This is a genomic window from Enterobacter cloacae complex sp. P18RS (genome assembly GCF_014982105.1).
Classification (GTDB): domain Bacteria; phylum Pseudomonadota; class Gammaproteobacteria; order Enterobacterales; family Enterobacteriaceae; genus Enterobacter; species Enterobacter hormaechei_C.
Window position 1 is genome coordinate 93,466 of record NZ_JADCKV010000006.1, and the last position, 16,317, is coordinate 109,782.

Sequence of the window (16,317 nt, forward strand, 5' to 3'; positions counted from 1 at the left end):
GTTTATCCTCGTAAGGTCGCGGTTAACCCTTTCTGGCAGGCGTACTGCTGCGCAAAGTCCAGCAGGGCAGGGTTATCCAGCGGTTTGTCAGGGGCAGAGTAGGGTTGGCCGAGCAGGGTGTATTTGTTCATGCCCAGCGTGTGATACGGCAGAAAATGAATATCGTGAACGCCGAGTTCGTCGGCGGCGAAATTGGTAATGGCGGTAACCGACGTTTCATCGGCGTTAAAGCCCTGGATCAGCGGCACGCGAATGGTGATTTTTTTCCCGGCGGCAGCCAGGCGCTTCAGGTTGTCCAGGATCCGTCTGGCTGAGCCATCGGTCCACTGTTTGAATACGTCACTGTCCACATGCTTCAGGTCCGCCAGGAACAGATCGACATACGGCAGTGACGGCTCGATATAATGCCAGGGGACGTGAAGGCAGGTTTCAACGGCGGTATGAATGCCTTGTTCATGGCTGGCTTTAAACAGGGCATGTGCCAGCTCCGGGTTCATGAACGGCTCGCCGCCGGAGAGGGTGATCCCGCCGCCGCTGCGGTCGTAGAAGGGCTTGTCGCGCAGCACGGTGGCCATAATCTCCTCCACCTGCTTCTCTTCACCGCAGACGGTAAGCGCCTGGGTCGGGCAGCAGTCGGTAAGGGCAGTGAGCGTCTCGTCATTAAGCTTCTCACGATGAATGACCAGCCCGTTCAGCGCGCGTTCAACACACCCCGGCGCGGCCTGCTGACACAGGTCACAGCCGTCCAGGCACAGGCGGGCATCAAACAGGACGTCCCGCGTGCGGGAGCGGCTTTCCGGGTTCTGACACCAGCGACAGCCCAGCGAGCAGCCTTTCAGGAATACCACGGTTCGAATACCGGGACCGTCATGGGTGGAGTAACGCTGTATATTGAAGATCATTTTCTTGCCCTCGAATTACATATGAATATTAAATTACTTTCGAATGAAAGTCATCTTGATATGGGTCAATTCCTGAGCAGGTTTTGCTGTGATAGGGTAAGTGCAGGCTAATTTTGAGGGTGACATCATGGAACTTTATCTCGACACATCTGACGTTGCGGCAGTCAAAAAGCTGGCGCGTATCTTCCCGCTGGCGGGCGTGACCACTAACCCAAGCATTGTGGCGGCGGGTAAAACGCCTCTGGAAGAGCTGCTGCCCGCGCTGCACGACGCGCTGGGCGGCAAGGGCCGGCTGTTCGCTCAGGTGATGGCGAAGACCGCCGAGGGAATGGTGGAAGACGCACGTAAGCTGCGCGCGATAATCAATGACCTGGTGGTGAAAGTGCCCGTGACCGCTGAAGGGCTGGCGGCGATCAAAATGCTGAAAGCAGAAGGGATCCCGACGCTGGGTACGGCGGTGTACGGCGCAGCACAGGGGATGCTCTCCGCACTGGCGGGGGCTGAGTATGTGGCTCCTTACGTGAACCGCGTGGACGCGCAGGGCGGGGACGGGATCCAGACGGTAGTCGAACTGCAACAGCTGCTGACCCTGCATGCCCCGCAGTCAAAAGTGCTGGCGGCGAGCTTTAAAACCCCGCGCCAGGCGCTGGACTGCCTGCTGGCAGGGTGCGAGTCCATCACGCTGCCGCTGGACGTGGCGCAGCAGTTTATTACCTCTCCGGCCGTGGATGCGGCAATTGTGAAGTTTGAGCAGGACTGGCAGGGGGCGTTTGGACGGACGTCTATTTGACGCTGTTGCCGGGTGGCGCTGACGCTTACCCGGCCTACGCTCGGGCCGTTGTAGGTCGGGTAAGGCGAAGCCGCCACCCGACTTTTTTATTTGCTGCACACCTCACACCCCGGGTTACGCATCAGCTTCATCTCGCGAAACTGGCAGGTCATCGCGTCATACATCACGATTTTACCCGCTGCGGGCGTGCCGTAGTGCGCCAGCACTTTGATCGCCTCCATCGCCTGCAAGGAACCGATAACGCCAACCAGTGGCGCCATCACGCCCGCCTCGACGCAGGTCAGCGCATTCTCGCCAAACAGACGGCTCAGGCAGCGGTAGCAGGGCTCTCCTTCAGCGTAGGTGAAGACGGTGATTTGTCCCTCCATGCGGATGGCCGCGCCGGAAATCAGCGGCGTTTTATGGGCAAAGCAACCCGCATTGAGCTGGTTGCGAATGGCGACGTTATCGGTGCAGTCCAGCACCAGGTCATGCCGTGCAATCTGGGCAAACAGCGCGTCGTCATCCAGCATCGCGTCAATCAGGGTGAACTGAACGTTGGGGTTAATGCGCGCCAGCGCCGTGCGTGCTGATTCCACTTTAGGCTGACCGACCGTCGCGTCGCTGTGCAGCGTCTGGCGTTGCAGGTTGGACACCGACACGGTGTCGAAATCCAGCAGCGTCATGCTGCCGACGCCCGCCGCAGCCAGGTATTGCGCTGCCGCGCAGCCCAGCCCGCCAAGACCCACAACCAGCACGCTGGCCGCTTTGAGCGCTTCCTGGCCCTCGAAATCAAACCCGCGCAGCACGATTTGGCGGTTATAGCGCATCATCTCCGGGTCGCTCAGTTCCACCGTCATGTCAGCCTCCGAACAGGTGGTTAAAGCGTTCCACTTCAACCCATTCGCCCGCCTCAACGTGGCCGCGATCGCGCTCCAGCACGATAAAGCAGTTACCCTGACTGAAGGAGCTAAAGATGTGCGAACCCTGATGCCCGGTGGTGCTCACCTCCAGCTCGCCGTCGGCGTTGCGCGCCAGAATGCCGCGCTGGAAATCGAGACGGCCCGGTGATTTTTTGAGGCGCGTTGCCGCCCGCACGCGCACACGCTCCGGCAGCGGGCTGGCATTGTTGCCTGAAAGCTTCGCCAGCAGCGGGATCACCAGCTGGTAGAAGGTCAGCGCGGCAGAGACCGGGTTACCCGGCAGGCCACAGAACCAGCTGTGCGGAAGTTTGCCAAACGCGAACGGTTTGCCCGGTTTAATCGCCAGCTTCCAGAAGGCGATTTCGCCCAGCTCTTCAAGCAGGGTTTTGGTGTAATCCGCTTCGCCAACCGATACGCCGCCGGAGCTGATCACCACGTCGGCAGAGGCGTCAGCGTCGATAAACGCCGCGCGCAGTTTTTGCGGATCGTCAGGAATGATACCGAGGTTAATCACCTCACAGCCCAGCTGCTCAAGCATCAGGTGCACCGCCAGACGGTTGGTGTCGTAAATCTGCCCCTCGTTCAGCGGCTGACCCGGAAGCTGTAGCTCGTCTCCCGTGGAGAACACCGCCACGCGCACTTTGCGGACCACGTCAATCTCCGCGATGCCAAGCGATGCCAGCACCGGCAGTTCGGCGACCGTCAGCTTTTGCCCGGCGGCAAAGACCGTTGCGCCCAGGGTAATGTCTTCCCCGATGTGGCGGATATTCTGTCCCGCTTTGACGCTGGCGGTAAAGCGCACGCCGTCGTCCGTTTGTTCGGTCTCTTCCTGCATCACCACGGCTTCACAGCCCTTTGGCACCGGTGCCCCGGTCATAATGCGCACGCAGGTGCCCGCTGGCCACTCACCGTTAAACGGCTGCCCGGCAAACGCTTTACCTGCCACCGGCAGCGGCTGACCCGTTTGCAGATCCGCCAGACGTACGGCATAGCCGTCCATCGCCGCGTTATCGAACCCCGGCACGTTCAGCGGCGAGACGATATCGCGCGCGGCAATACGGCCAAAACAGCGCACAAGCGGCAGTGTCTCAACGTCGTGCAGTGGAGTAATGCGGTCAAGCATCTGCGAGAGTGCCGTCTCAAGCGGCATCAGTCCGGCGGTAAAATCCATGGTGGGCTCCTGCGGAGTAACAACGAAAGCGCTCATTATGGCAGAAAAGTGCGGCTAACTGTATGACCCGATGGGTGTACGCTTTACATCACAGTTGCGTCTTTCTATATTCAAAAATCATCTGAAGATTCGTCGACGATAATGATATTTATAGAAAAAGCAGCCAGCCAGGCTGATGGGTGATGCGAAATGAGTAAAGCGGTTATCGCAATTCATGGCGGTGCCGGGGCAATCACCCGTGCACAGCTCAGTCCCGAGCAGGAGAAGCGTTATATTGATGCGCTGAACGCCATTGTGGAAACAGGCCAGCGGATGCTGGAAGTGGGCGACAGCGCGCTGGACGTGGTGACCGAAGCAGTACGTCTGCTGGAGGAGTGCCCGCTGTTTAATGCCGGTATTGGCTCGGTCTTTACGCGCGATGAAACGCACGAGCTGGATGCCTGCGTGATGGACGGCGTCACCCTGAAGGCGGGCGCGGTAGCAGGCGTCAGCCGTCTGCGTAATCCGGTGCTGGCCGCGCGTCTGGTGATGGAACAAAGCCCGCATGTGCTGCTGGCCGGGGCGGGGGCGGAAAAATTTGCCGTCGAGCACGGGATGGACACGATCTCGCCCGATCTTTTCTCCACCGAGGAGCGTTACCGGCAACTGGTGGACGCCCGTACAGCGGGGATGACGCAGCTGGACCATGCCGCGCCGCTCGATGAACGCAGCAAAATGGGCACGGTAGGCGCGGTGGCGCTGGATAAAGCCGGTAACCTCGCCGCCGCGACGTCGACAGGCGGTATGACCAACAAACTTCCCGGTCGCGTCGGCGACAGCCCGCTGCCGGGGGCCGGGTGTTACGCCAATAACGCCACCGCGGCGGTGTCATGCACCGGCACCGGCGAAGTGTTTATCCGCGCGCTGGCGGCCTACGACATTACCGCGCTAATGGATTACGGCGGATTAAGCCTGAGTGAGGCCTGCGAGCGGGTAGTGATGGAGAAACTGCCGGCGCTGGGCGGGATTGGCGGCTTAATTGCGGTGGATCGGGAGGGCAACGTGGCTCTGCCGTTCAACAGTGAAGGGATGTACCGGGCGTGGGGGTATGCCGGCGATGCGCCCAGCACAGGCATTTATCGTGAATAAGGGGGCATTGCGTGCCGCACCGTGAAGAGCTGGACAACTGCGAAGTGCTGGCTGTCCACCAACTGAATATTGCGTTTCAGGAAGAGCGGCAGTTCATCCCCGCAGTACAGAATTTATCGTTTTCGCTCAGGCGCGGCGAGACGCTGGCGATTGTTGGCGAATCAGGTTCCGGTAAATCCGTTACCGCGCTGGCGCTGATGCGTCTGCTTGAGCAGACGGGCGGGCAGGTCACCAGCGAGCGGATGCTGTTGCGCCGTCGCAACCGTCAGGTTATCGATCTCAACGAGCTGAGTGCGTCCCAGATGCAGGGGGTGCGCGGGGCAGATATTGCGATGATTTTTCAGGAGCCGATGACCTCCCTGAACCCGGTTTTTCCGGTGGGCGAGCAGATTGCCGAATCTATCCGCCTGCATCAGGGACTGAGCGGTGATGAGGCGCTCAACGAAGCAAAACGGATGCTGGAGCTGGTGCGTATCCCTGAGGCGCACGCGATTTTGTCCCGCTATCCGCATCAGCTTTCCGGCGGCATGCGCCAGCGGGTGATGATTGCGATGGCGCTGTCGTGCCGTCCGGCGGTGCTCATTGCGGACGAACCCACCACGGCGTTGGATGTCACCATTCAGGCCCAGATCCTGCAACTGATTAAGGTATTGCAGCAGGAGATGGAGATGGGGGTGATTTTCATCACCCACGATATGGGGGTGGTGGCGGATATTGCCGATCGGGTGCTGGTTATGCATCAGGGCAATGCCGTGGAAACCGGCACGGTGGAGCAGGTCTTTCATGCGCCGGTGCATCCTTATACCAAAGCGCTGCTGGCGGCGGTCCCGCGTCTGGGGGCCATGAATGGCAGTGATTTTCCGCGCCGTTTTCCGCTGTTCTCACAGACCGAACAGGGCCAGCAGGAAGACGAAACCGAGCAGGATACGGTGGTTCCCGGCAGGCCAATCCTCGAAGTGCGTGACCTGGTGACCCGTTTCCCGCTGCGTAGCGGGATCCTCAATCGCGTGAAGCGCGAAGTGCATGCGGTTGAAAACGTCAGTTTTGATCTCTGGCCGGGCGAAACGCTGGCGCTGGTGGGGGAGTCCGGCTGCGGTAAATCCACCACCGGGCGGGCGCTGCTCAGGCTGGTGGCGTCGCAGGAGGGGAGCATCACCTTCAACGGTGAGCGCATCGACACGCTCCCTAACAGTAAATTGCAGGCGGTGCGCCGGGATATTCAGTTTATATTCCAGGATCCTTATGCGTCGCTCGATCCGCGCCATACGGTGGGGTACTCGATTATGGAGCCACTGCGGGTGCATAACCTGCTCGACGGTGAAGCCGCGCAGCGCCGCGTCGCATGGCTGCTGGAGCGCGTGGGCCTGAAGCCGGAGCATGCCTGGCGTTATCCGCACGAATTTTCTGGCGGTCAGCGTCAGCGTATCTGCATTGCGAGGGCATTGGCCCTCAATCCGAAAGTGGTGATTGCGGATGAGTCCGTGTCAGCGCTGGATGTCTCTATCCGCGCGCAAATCATCAATCTCCTGCTCGATTTACAGCGGGATTTGGGCATTGCGTTTCTGTTTATCTCCCACGATATGGCGGTGGTGGAGCGGATCAGCCATCGCGTGGCGGTGATGTACATGGGGCAAATTGTTGAAATCGGCCCCCGTCGGGCGGTGTTTGAAAACCCGCAGCACCCTTACACCCGCAAGCTGATGGCTGCCGTACCGGTTGCCGATCCTGAGCATCGTCACGCCCAGCGCGTGCTGTTGCAGGACGAAATGCCGAGCAATATTCGTAAACGGGGCGAAACCCTGGAGCGCGTGGCGCTGCGTGAGGTGGGACCCGGTCATTTTGTCGCACCACCGCGTCAGGGCAATGCATTCTCGCGGTTATAACTTACAACAGGCAGGAGAACACAATGGTTCCTTTTGTTGCTCGTAAATGGCTGCTGGCCGCGAGCGTGACGGCTGCGCTGGCCGCCGCCCCCGCGTTCGCGGCGAAAGATGTGGTGGTGGCTGTGGGGTCTAACTTCACGACCCTGGATCCGTATGATGCCAACGACACTCTTTCTCAGGCGGTGGCAAAATCCTTCTACCAGGGGCTGTTCGGCCTGGACCGCGAAATGAAGCTGAAAAACGTGCTGGCGGAAGGCTATACCGTGTCGGACGACGGGCTGGTCTATACCGTTAAGCTCCGTACCGGCGTGAAGTTCCAGGATGGCACCGACTTCAACGCCGAGGCGGTTAAGGTCAACCTGGATCGTGCCAGCAATCCGGAAAACGGTCTTAAACGCTACAACCTGTATAAAAATATCGCCCAAACCGAGGTGGTTGATCCGGCAACGGTGAAGATCACCCTCAAAGAGCCGTTCTCGGCGTTTATCAATATCCTGGCGCATCCCGCGACGGCGATGATTTCGCCCGCCGCCCTGAAAAAATACGGCAAAGAGATTGGCTTCCACCCGGTGGGGACCGGACCGTACGAACTGCTCACCTGGAACCAGACCGATTTTGTGAAGGTGAAAAAATTCGCCGGATACTGGCAGCAGGGGCTGCCGAAACTGGATACCATCACCTGGCGGCCGGTAGTGGACAACAACACCCGCGCCGCAATGCTGCAAACCGGCGAAGCGCAGTTTGCCTTCCCGATCCCGTACGAACAGGCGGCGCTGCTGGCGAAAAACAGCAAGCTGGAACTGGTGGCCAGCCCGTCGATTATGCAGCGCTACATCAGCATGAACGTCACGCAGAAACCGTTTGATAACCCGAAGGTGCGTGAAGCCATCAACTACGCCATTAACCGCCAGGCGCTGGTGAAGGTGGCCTTTGCCGGCTATGCCACCCCGGCGACGGGCGTGATGCCGCCAACCATTGAGTACGCGCAAAGCTATCAGCCGTGGCCTTACGATCCGGCGAAAGCGCGGGAACTGCTGAAAGAGGCGGGCTATCCGAACGGCTTTAGCACTACGCTGTGGTCGTCGCATAACCACAGTACCGCGCAGAAGGTGCTGCAATTTACCCAGCAGCAGCTGGCGCAGGTGGGCATTAAAGCCAGGGTTACGGCGATGGATGCCGGACAGCGAGCGGCGGAAGTGGAAGGCAAAGGACAGAAAGAGAGCGGAGTGCGGATGTTCTACACCGGCTGGACGGCTTCAACCGGAGAAGCGGACTGGTCCCTGTCGCCGCTGTTTGCTTCCCAGAACTGGCCGCCAACGCTGTTCAATACCGCGTTCTACAGTAATCCGCAGGTGGATAAAGATCTGGCCGATGCCCTAAAAACCACCAAACCGGAAGAGAAAGCACGCCTGTACAAAGAGGCGCAGGACATTATCTGGAAAGAGTCGCCGTGGGTGCCGCTGGTGGTGGAAAAACTGGTCTCAGCCCACAACAAAGCGCTGACCGGTTTTTACATCATGCCGGATACGGGCTTTAGCTTTGATGACGCGGATTTGAAATAAAACTCATGCTGAATTATGTGTGTAAACGCCTGCTGGGGCTTATCCCGACGCTGCTGATTGTGGCCGTGCTGGTGTTTTTGTTTGTCCATATGCTGCCCGGCGATCCGGCGCGTTTGATTGCCGGACCGGAAGCGGATGCGACGGTTATTGAACTGGTGCGTAAACAGCTCGGTCTTGACCAACCGCTGTACAGGCAATTTCTGCGTTACATTGGCAATGTCCTTCAGGGCGATTTCGGCATCTCAATGGTGTCGCGTCGTCCGGTGTCGGAGGAGATTGCCAGCCGCTTTATGCCTACCTTCTGGTTAACGATTGCCAGTATGAGCTGGGCGGTTGTCTTTGGCCTGGGGGCGGGGATTGTCGCCGCCGTCTGGCGCAACCGCTGGCCGGATAAGCTCGGTATGGCGCTGGCGGTCACCGGCATCTCTTTCCCGGCGTTTGCGCTGGGCATGCTGCTGATGCAGATTTTCTCCGTCGAGCTGGGCTGGTTGCCGACCGTCGGGGCCGACACCTGGAAGCACTACATTCTGCCCTCTATGACGCTAGGCGCGGCCGTTGCGGCGGTTATGGCCCGGTTTACCCGCGCCTCGTTTGTCGACGTGCTGAGCGAAGATTACATTCGCACCGCGCGGGCAAAAGGGGTGAGTGAGAAATGGGTCATTCTGAAGCATGGTTTTCGTAATGCGATGATCCCGGTGGTCACGATGATGGGGCTACAGTTCGGCTTCCTGCTGGGGGGCTCTATCGTGGTTGAGAAGGTCTTTAACTGGCCGGGGCTGGGGCGCCTGCTGGTCGACTCGGTCGATATGCGTGACTATCCGGTTATTCAGGCTGAAGTCCTGCTTTTCTCGCTGGAGTTTATTCTTATCAACTTAGTGGTGGATGTGCTTTACGCCGCCATTAACCCGGCCATCAGGTATAAGTAAGATGCGATTACTGAACTGGCGTCGCCAGGCCATTTTAAACGCTATGCCGGGGATCAGGCCGGACCATATTCGCACCCCGTGGGTTGAGTTCTGGCGTCGATTCCGTCGTCAGCCCGTCGCTATGGTCGCCGGGTTGTTTGTGTTACTGCTGATCCTGGTGGCGATTATCGCCCCCTGGATAGCCCCGTTTGATGCGGAAAACTACTTCGACTACGACCGGCTGAACGATGGTCCGTCGATGATGCACTGGTTTGGCGTGGACTCGCTCGGGCGCGATATATTCAGCCGCGTGCTGGTAGGGGCGCAGATCTCACTGGCGGCCGGGGTCTTCGCGGTGCTGATGGGCGCAGCAATTGGCACCGTGCTGGGGCTGGTGGCCGGGTACTACGAAGGCTGGTGGGACCGCATCATCATGCGTATCTGCGACGTGCTGTTTGCCTTTCCCGGTATTCTGCTGGCGATTGCCGTGGTGGCGGTGATGGGCAGCGGCATGGCGAACGTCATTATCGCCGTGGCGGTATTCTCGATTCCCGCTTTCGCGCGTCTGGTACGTGGCAACACGCTGGTGCTGAAGCAGCAGACCTTTATCGAGTCGGCGCGCAGCATGGGAGCCAGCGATGCCACCATCCTGTTCAGCCATATTCTGCCGGGAACGGTCTCGTCTATCGTGGTCTATTTCACCATGCGCATAGGCGTGTCGATTATCTCGGCGGCCAGCCTGTCGTTTCTGGGGTTAGGGGCACAGCCGCCGACGCCGGAGTGGGGCGCGATGCTGAACGAGGCGCGGGCGAATATGGTGATTGCGCCACACGTGGCGATCTTCCCGAGCCTGGCGATTTTCCTGACCGTGCTGGCGTTTAACCTGCTGGGGGATGGGCTGCGCGACGCGCTGGATCCGCGGATAAAAGGGTAGTGCTGTGGAATGTGCCGGGTGGCGGCTACGCCTTACCCGGCCTACAAAAGGGAAGCTGGGTGTTTAAACCCGGCTACCCCACAGGTCATACTCATCCGCGTTTTCAACCTTCACGCGAATAATATCACCCGGCTTAACCTGTGTTTCGCCGTTCAGGTACACCGCGCCATCGATTTCCGGTGCATCCGCCATGCTGCGGCCAATCGCGCCTTCTTCGTCCACTTCGTCGATAATCACCAGAATTTCGCGGCCCACTTTCTCCTGCAAGCGTTCAGCAGAGATCTGCTGTTGCAGCTGCATAAAGCGGTTCCAGCGCTCCTCTTTTACCTCTTCCGGTACCTGGTCCGCCAGCTCGTTGGCCGTTGCGCCTTCAACCGGGCTGTACTTGAAGCAGCCGACGCGATCCAGACGCGCCTCTTTCAGGAAGTCGAGCAGCATCTGGAAATCTTCTTCGGTTTCACCCGGGAAGCCGACAATAAAGGTGGAGCGCAGGGTCAGATCCGGGCAAATCTCACGCCACTGCTTGATGCGCGCCAGTTGGCGATCCACGGAGCCAGGACGTTTCATCAGCTTCAGAATGCGCGGGCTGGCGTGCTGTAGCGGGATATCCAGATACGGCAGGATTTTGCCTTCCGCCATCAGCGGGATCACATCGTCAACGTGCGGATAAGGGTAGACGTAGTGCAGGCGCGTCCAGATCCCGAGCTTAGCCAGCTGCTCGCACAGGCCGACCATGCTGGTTTTCACCGGCTCGCCGTTGTGGAAACCGGAGCGGTGTTTGACGTCCACACCGTAGGCGGAGGTGTCCTGGGAGATGACCAGCAGCTCCTTCACGCCCGCGTCGGCCAGGCGTTTGGCTTCTGCCAGCACCTCGCCAATCGGACGGCTCACCAGATCGCCACGCATCGACGGTATGATGCAGAAGGTACAGCGATGGTTGCAGCCTTCGGAAATTTTCAGGTAGGCGTAGTGGCGCGGCGTCAGCTTCACGCCCTGTTCCGGCACCAGGCTCAGGAACGGGTTGTGCTTTGGTTTGGGGACGTAGTGATGAACATGTTCCAGCACCTGCTCGTAGCTGTGCGGGCCGGTGATCTCCAGCACTTTCGGGTGCACTTCGCGGATTTGGTCCACTTTCGCGCCCAGGCAGCCGGTAACAATCACTTTGCCGTTTTCCGTCAGGGCTTCACCGATCGCTTCCAGTGACTCCTGCACCGCGCTGTCGATAAAGCCGCAGGTGTTAACGATCACCATATCGGCGTTGTCGTAGCTTGGCACCACGTCATAGCCTTCGGTGCGCAGTTCGGTCAGGATGCGTTCGGAATCCACCAGGTTTTTCGGGCAGCCCAGGGAGACGAAGCCGATTTTCGGCTGGTGCGTAACATTGCTCATAGGTTAAAAATTCATCAATTATGGAGTTATCAGGGCGGGATTTTACAGCGTATCGCGGGGGATTTATACACTCTTGATGGCGCAGTTGAGGCGGGCAATCGTTGTAACATTGTAAAGAATGTTAATCAGTTATCGTTTATTGATCTCAGGCATTACATTGTACAAAAAATGACCTTATCCTTAATAAGGTAACATGGCTGACAGGGGAGGAAATAGCATGTCCGTTGACAGACTGAAACGCGATCTGCTTAACAAGCTGATCAACGCCCGAATCGACCTGGCCGCATATCTGCAACTCCGCAAGGCGAAAGGGTATATGTCAGTCAGCGAAAGCGAAAATCTGCGTGATAACTTCTTTGAACTTTGCAATTTCATGCGTGAAAAAGCACCCATCCTGAAAGCGCACTACGCTGAAAGCGAATTAGTGGCGCTGCGCCGCGCCGCCGAGGTGCTCTCCATCGCCGGAGTCTGTTTGATGAACGGACGTCACGACTGCCCGAATTTTATTGCCGTTAACGCGGAGAAGCTTGAAAACTGCCTGACCACGCTCGCGCTTTGCATCATGTGTCTGAACAAGCCGGAAACGCTTGCCCGGCACTGAACCCGGGGGAGGCAACTCCCCCTTCTGATTAAGCTTTTGTAAAAGTGGTAACGCACCCGGGAACAGTGGCTAATCTTTAAGCCATATGTCGATAAAGGAGTGCGTTATGCCTCGATCCTCGTTGATTTTCCTTCCAGTCTTGTTATTCCCGCTTTCACTGCTTGCAGCGCCTGAGACGGTTAAGGTCGACGTGCTACAGACAAAACTGGATCACCCCTGGTCGCTGGCGTTTCTGCCAGATAACAAGGGGCTGCTCATCACGCTCAAAGACGGGCAGCTTAAGCACTGGCAGGCTGGAAAAGGGCTCTCCGATCCGATTGTCGGCGTGCCGAAAGTGTGGGCGAGCGGCCAGGGCGGACTGCTGGACGTCGCGCTGGCCCCGGATTTTGCACAGTCACGGCGGGTCTGGCTCAGCTTCGCCGAGGCAGGTAATGATGGCAAAGCGGGTACCGCGGTGGGCTACGGGCGGTTGAGCGATGACCTTTCGCGCATTGAGGGCTTCCAGGTGGTGTTCCGACAGATGCCGAAGCTCTCTACCGGCAACCACTTTGGCGGACGGCTGGTGTTCGACGGCAAAGGCTATCTCTTTATTGGCCTGGGTGAAAACAACCAGCGCCCGACGGCGCAGGAGCTGGACAAGCTTCAGGGCAAGGTGGTGCGCCTGACGGAGGACGGAAAAGTGCCGCCGGATAATCCGTTTGTGAACACCGCCGGTGCGCGCCCTGAAATCTGGTCCTATGGCATTCGCAACCCGCAGGGGATGGCGATGAATCCGTGGAGCGACACGCTGTGGCTCAACGAACACGGACCACGCGGTGGGGATGAGATTAACATTCCTGAGAAGGGCAAAAACTACGGCTGGCCTCTGGCGACGCACGGGATCAATTACAGCGGCCTGAAAATCCCGGAAGCGAAAGGCGAGCACGTTGAGGGCACCGAAAAGCCGCTGTTTGTCTGGAAAGTATCGCCCGCCGTCAGCGGCATGGCGTTCTACAACAGCGACGTCTTCCCGCAGTGGAAAAACAAGCTGTTTATCGGCGCGCTGAAGGAGAAAGACGTCATCGTGCTGAGCGTGAAGGGCAATAGCGTGACGGAGGACGGACGCATTCTGGGCGATAAAGATCAGCGTATTCGCGATGTGCGCGTCGGGCCGGATGGCTATCTGTACGTGCTGACTGACGAGACGGACGGGCAACTGCTGAAAGTCAGCCCGTCCAGGTCGTAATCAGGTCAGCGGGATCATCACCACGTTGCGATACGCCGGGCGCTCGCTAAGCTGCTGGATCCAGCGCTCCAGGTGAGGGCGCGGGCTCCAGCTAAGACCCATGTTAGTGAGGTTCCAGACGAAGGGGGCGACGGCGATATCGCCCACGCCGAAGGTGTCGCCGGAGAACCAGGCGTGCTTCGCCAGTTCGTCGTCCATCATCGCGAACAGGGATTCGCAGGCGTCCTGGGCGGCATGAATGGCGGGATAATCACGTTCGGCTTCCGGCGTGCGGACAAGCCCCATCAGGATCACCCGGTGCGTGGGGGAAAGCGTCTGGTTTGCCCAGTCCATCCATTTTTCGCCCTGCGCGCGCCGGGCCGGATTTTCCACCCACAGGCGACCCTGGCCGTATTGCGCGGCGAGATAACGCACGATGGTGTTGGACTCCCACAGCGTGGCGTCTGTCTCGTCATCGCGCAGCAACGGCACCAGTCCGTTTGGGTTCATCGCCAGATAGTCGGCGTCTTTATTCACCCCGAACGCCATGCCAGCCATGATTTGGTTGAACGGTAAATCCAGCTCCTCCAGCGTCCAGAGCACTTTCTTCACGTTAGTCGAATTGTTCCTGCCCCACAGCGTAATCATATTTACTCCCGATGAGATGTGAATCCGAGTCAGCTTTTCGCCATGGTGAGATAAACCTAACAATTACGCAACAGATGCTAAAAAAAACGCCGCAATCAAAGCGTATCTGAATGTTATTGCATAAACTTTAAAAACTTTACCTGGAACAGGTTTCTTTGAACGCTGTAGTGCGCTATTACTCATCGCTTCTTGCGACACGGTGATTGTGACGTGATTTTTAGAATGGACACTCGGGTGGCATTTATGACGCAAAAAACTTCTTCTCTGCGCAGCCTGGCGGCAGGCTCGGCGCTGCTTTTCCTTTTTGCCCCAACGCTCCATGCGGCGGAACAGACGGCGCCCGAAGCGCCGCCTGTCGATGCGCGCGCCTGGATCCTGATGGATTACGCCAGCGGGAAAGTGCTGGCGGAAGGTAACGCCGACGAAAAACTCGACCCGGCGAGCCTGACGAAAATTATGACCAGCTATGTTGTGGGCCAGGCGTTGAAAGCGGGCAAGATCAAGCTGGATGACATGGTCACCGTCGGCAAAGATGCCTGGGCGACGGGTAACCCGGCGCTGCGCGGCTCGTCCGTCATGTTCCTGAAGCCCGGCGATCAGGTCTCCGTTTCCGATCTGAATAAAGGGGTCATTATTCAGTCGGGAAATGATGCCTGTATTGCGCTGGCCGATTACGTCGCAGGCAGTCAGGACTCATTCATTGGGTTGATGAATGGCTACGCGCAAAAACTGGGTCTGACCAACACCACCTTTAAAACCGTTCACGGCCTGGATGCGCCCGGTCAGTTCAGTACCGCGCGCGATATGGCGCTGCTGGGCAAAGCGCTGATCCATGACGTGCCGGATGAGTACGCCATCCATAAAGAGAAAGAGTTTACCTTCAACAATATCCGCCAGCCTAACCGTAATCGTCTGCTCTGGAGCAGTAACGTTAACGTGGACGGCATGAAAACGGGGACGACCGCCGGGGCCGGATACAACCTGGTGGCTTCTGCGACGCAGGGCGACATGCGCCTGATCTCGGTGGTGCTGGGGACGAAAACCGACCGCATTCGTTTTAATGAATCCGAAAAACTGCTGACCTGGGGTTTCCGCTTCTTTGAAACCGTCACGCCGATTAAGCCGGACGCCACCTTCGTCAGCCAGCGCGTCTGGTTTGGGGATAAAAGCGAAGTGAACCTGGGGGCAGGTGAAGCGGGTTCTGTCACCATTCCACGCGGTCAGCTGAAAAACCTGAAAGCCAGCTATACCCTGACCGAGCCACAGCTGACCGCGCCGTTGAAAAAAGGCCAGGTGGTCGGGACGATAGATTTCCAGCTTAACGGCAAATCCATTGAGCAGCGTCCGCTGGTGGTGATGGAAGCGGTGGAAGAGGGCGGCTTCTTCAGCCGGATGTGGGACTTTGTGTTAATGAAGTTCCACGGCTGGTTTGGCAGCTGGTTCAGCTAGGTTTTTGCCGGGTGGCGCTGCGCTTACCCGGCCTTCGTTTGAGCCGTTGTAGGCCGGGTAAGGCGAAGCCGCCACCCGGCACAACCTCAATACATCAACTTCACCTGCTGCGCCTTTGCATACGACACCAGCTCGTCATCCGGGCGGCAATCACTGACGATGGCGTCAAAGCGCGACAGTTCCCCCATCCTTGCCGGACGAACCTTGCCAAATTTACTGTGATCAACCACCAGCACATGCTGCTGTGCGGCGTTGAGCGCCCACTGTTTCACCGGTAACTCTTCAAGATTAAAACAGGTTGCCCCCTGTTTCACATTCACACCCGCCGCAGAGTAAAAGGCGATATCCGGACATACATTGCTCAGCGTGTCCTGAATATTCAGCGGTTTGAAGATGGCGTTGCTGGCATGAAACTCGCCGCCGCACAAAATCACCCGGCACGCCGGTTTCTCCTGCAAGGCCAGGAAGGTGTTTAGCGAATAACAGACGGCGGTAAAGGGAACGGTGCTGTCGATGGCCTCGATGATCCACGGGGTTGTCGTACCGCAGTCAAAAAACAGCGTTTGATGCGGCTGCACCAGCGAGGCGGCGAGCCGCGCGGCTTTGCGCTTCTCTTCCACCAGGCGTGTTTTTTGATCGCTTAACAGATAATGGCTGGCGCTACGCGGCTCCAGAACAATATACCCGCCAAGCAGCACAACGGGGGCGCTGTCGCTGTTCAGATCGCGACGAATGGTCATTTCAGACACGCCAAGCAGGGTAGCGGCTTCCTTAAGATGCAGCTTATCGCTGCGCTTCAGCGCCTGAAGCAGCTGAGCAATGCGGTCATCGCGACGTGTTTCCATAGAT

At 58.4% G+C, this 16,317-nt stretch carries 15 protein-coding genes; 9 read left to right on the forward strand and 6 right to left on the reverse strand.

Annotation, left to right across the window (positions count from 1 at the left end):
• Positions 1–2 precede the first annotated feature (2 nt).
• On the reverse strand, positions 3–902 hold the full coding sequence (locus tag INF61_RS02815) for a glycyl-radical enzyme activating protein (RefSeq protein ID WP_193547506.1): 900 nt from the start codon (positions 900–902) through the stop codon (positions 3–5).
• A 127-nt stretch (positions 903–1,029) separates the two neighbouring features.
• Here INF61_RS02815 and fsa point away from each other — a divergent pair, with 127 nt between their 5' ends.
• Positions 1,030–1,692, forward strand: coding sequence for a fructose-6-phosphate aldolase (fsa, locus tag INF61_RS02820; RefSeq protein WP_017384896.1), 663 nt, complete (start codon positions 1,030–1,032; stop codon positions 1,690–1,692).
• An 86-nt stretch (positions 1,693–1,778) separates the two neighbouring features.
• Here the strand turns inward: fsa and moeB are convergent, their stop codons facing one another.
• Together moeB and moeA are read right to left on the reverse strand one after the other, a co-directional pair.
• Complete coding sequence (moeB, locus tag INF61_RS02825; RefSeq protein WP_017693746.1) at positions 1,779–2,531, reverse strand: molybdopterin-synthase adenylyltransferase MoeB; 753 nt, start codon at positions 2,529–2,531, stop codon at positions 1,779–1,781.
• Position 2,532: 1 nt separating this feature from the next.
• The gene (gene moeA / locus INF61_RS02830) at positions 2,533–3,765 is read right to left on the reverse strand and encodes a molybdopterin molybdotransferase MoeA (protein WP_022650670.1); all 1,233 of its coding nucleotides are present in this window, start codon (positions 3,763–3,765) and stop codon (positions 2,533–2,535) included.
• Positions 3,766–3,954: 189 nt separating this feature from the next.
• Here moeA and iaaA point away from each other — a divergent pair, with 189 nt between their 5' ends.
• The 5 genes from iaaA to gsiD are packed head-to-tail and all read left to right on the forward strand — an operon-like array spanning position 3,955 to position 10,177.
• Positions 3,955–4,893, forward strand: a complete 939-nt coding sequence (gene iaaA, locus INF61_RS02835) for a beta-aspartyl-peptidase (RefSeq protein ID WP_032653073.1) — start codon at positions 3,955–3,957, stop codon at positions 4,891–4,893.
• 11 nt (positions 4,894–4,904) lie between these two features.
• Positions 4,905–6,776, forward strand: coding sequence for a glutathione ABC transporter ATP-binding protein GsiA (gsiA, locus tag INF61_RS02840; RefSeq protein WP_023296179.1), 1,872 nt, complete (start codon positions 4,905–4,907; stop codon positions 6,774–6,776).
• A gap of 23 nt (positions 6,777–6,799) precedes the next feature.
• Complete coding sequence (gsiB, locus tag INF61_RS02845; protein WP_015571028.1) at positions 6,800–8,338, forward strand: glutathione ABC transporter substrate-binding protein GsiB; 1,539 nt, start codon at positions 6,800–6,802, stop codon at positions 8,336–8,338.
• Positions 8,339–8,343: 5 nt separating this feature from the next.
• Complete coding sequence (gene gsiC / locus INF61_RS02850) at positions 8,344–9,264, forward strand: glutathione ABC transporter permease GsiC (RefSeq protein WP_006809475.1); 921 nt, start codon at positions 8,344–8,346, stop codon at positions 9,262–9,264.
• 1 nt (position 9,265) lies between these two features.
• Positions 9,266–10,177, forward strand: a complete 912-nt coding sequence (gene gsiD, locus INF61_RS02855; RefSeq protein ID WP_193547507.1) for a glutathione ABC transporter permease GsiD — start codon at positions 9,266–9,268, stop codon at positions 10,175–10,177.
• Between the two features lie 63 nt (positions 10,178–10,240).
• On the opposite strand, the gene rimO is transcribed toward gsiD, so the two are convergent.
• On the reverse strand, positions 10,241–11,566 hold the full coding sequence (rimO, locus tag INF61_RS02860; protein ID WP_063138460.1) for a 30S ribosomal protein S12 methylthiotransferase RimO: 1,326 nt from the start codon (positions 11,564–11,566) through the stop codon (positions 10,241–10,243).
• A 217-nt stretch (positions 11,567–11,783) separates the two neighbouring features.
• Here rimO and bssR point away from each other — a divergent pair, with 217 nt between their 5' ends.
• A complete protein-coding gene (bssR, locus tag INF61_RS02865; RefSeq protein ID WP_003858412.1) occupies positions 11,784–12,167 on the forward strand; it encodes a biofilm formation regulator BssR in 384 nt (127 codons plus the stop codon).
• Positions 12,168–12,273: 106 nt separating this feature from the next.
• On the forward strand, positions 12,274–13,392 hold the full coding sequence (locus INF61_RS02870; protein ID WP_017384889.1) for a PQQ-dependent sugar dehydrogenase: 1,119 nt from the start codon (positions 12,274–12,276) through the stop codon (positions 13,390–13,392).
• Here INF61_RS02870 and INF61_RS02875 read toward each other — a convergent pair whose 3' ends face one another.
• The gene (locus INF61_RS02875) at positions 13,393–14,019 is read right to left on the reverse strand and encodes a glutathione S-transferase family protein (RefSeq protein WP_193547508.1); all 627 of its coding nucleotides are present in this window, start codon (positions 14,017–14,019) and stop codon (positions 13,393–13,395) included. It lies immediately after the preceding gene.
• 243 nt (positions 14,020–14,262) lie between these two features.
• On the opposite strand from INF61_RS02875, the gene dacC reads away from it, so the two are divergent.
• Positions 14,263–15,468 (forward strand): serine-type D-Ala-D-Ala carboxypeptidase, encoded by a 1,206-nt coding sequence (gene dacC, locus INF61_RS02880; RefSeq protein ID WP_023296184.1) that lies wholly within the window; start codon positions 14,263–14,265, stop codon positions 15,466–15,468.
• An 86-nt stretch (positions 15,469–15,554) separates the two neighbouring features.
• Here dacC and deoR read toward each other — a convergent pair whose 3' ends face one another.
• Entirely contained in the window at positions 15,555–16,313 is a 759-nt protein-coding gene (deoR, locus tag INF61_RS02885) for a DNA-binding transcriptional repressor DeoR (protein ID WP_017384886.1), read from the reverse strand.
• Between the last annotated feature and the right edge of the window lie 4 nt (positions 16,314–16,317).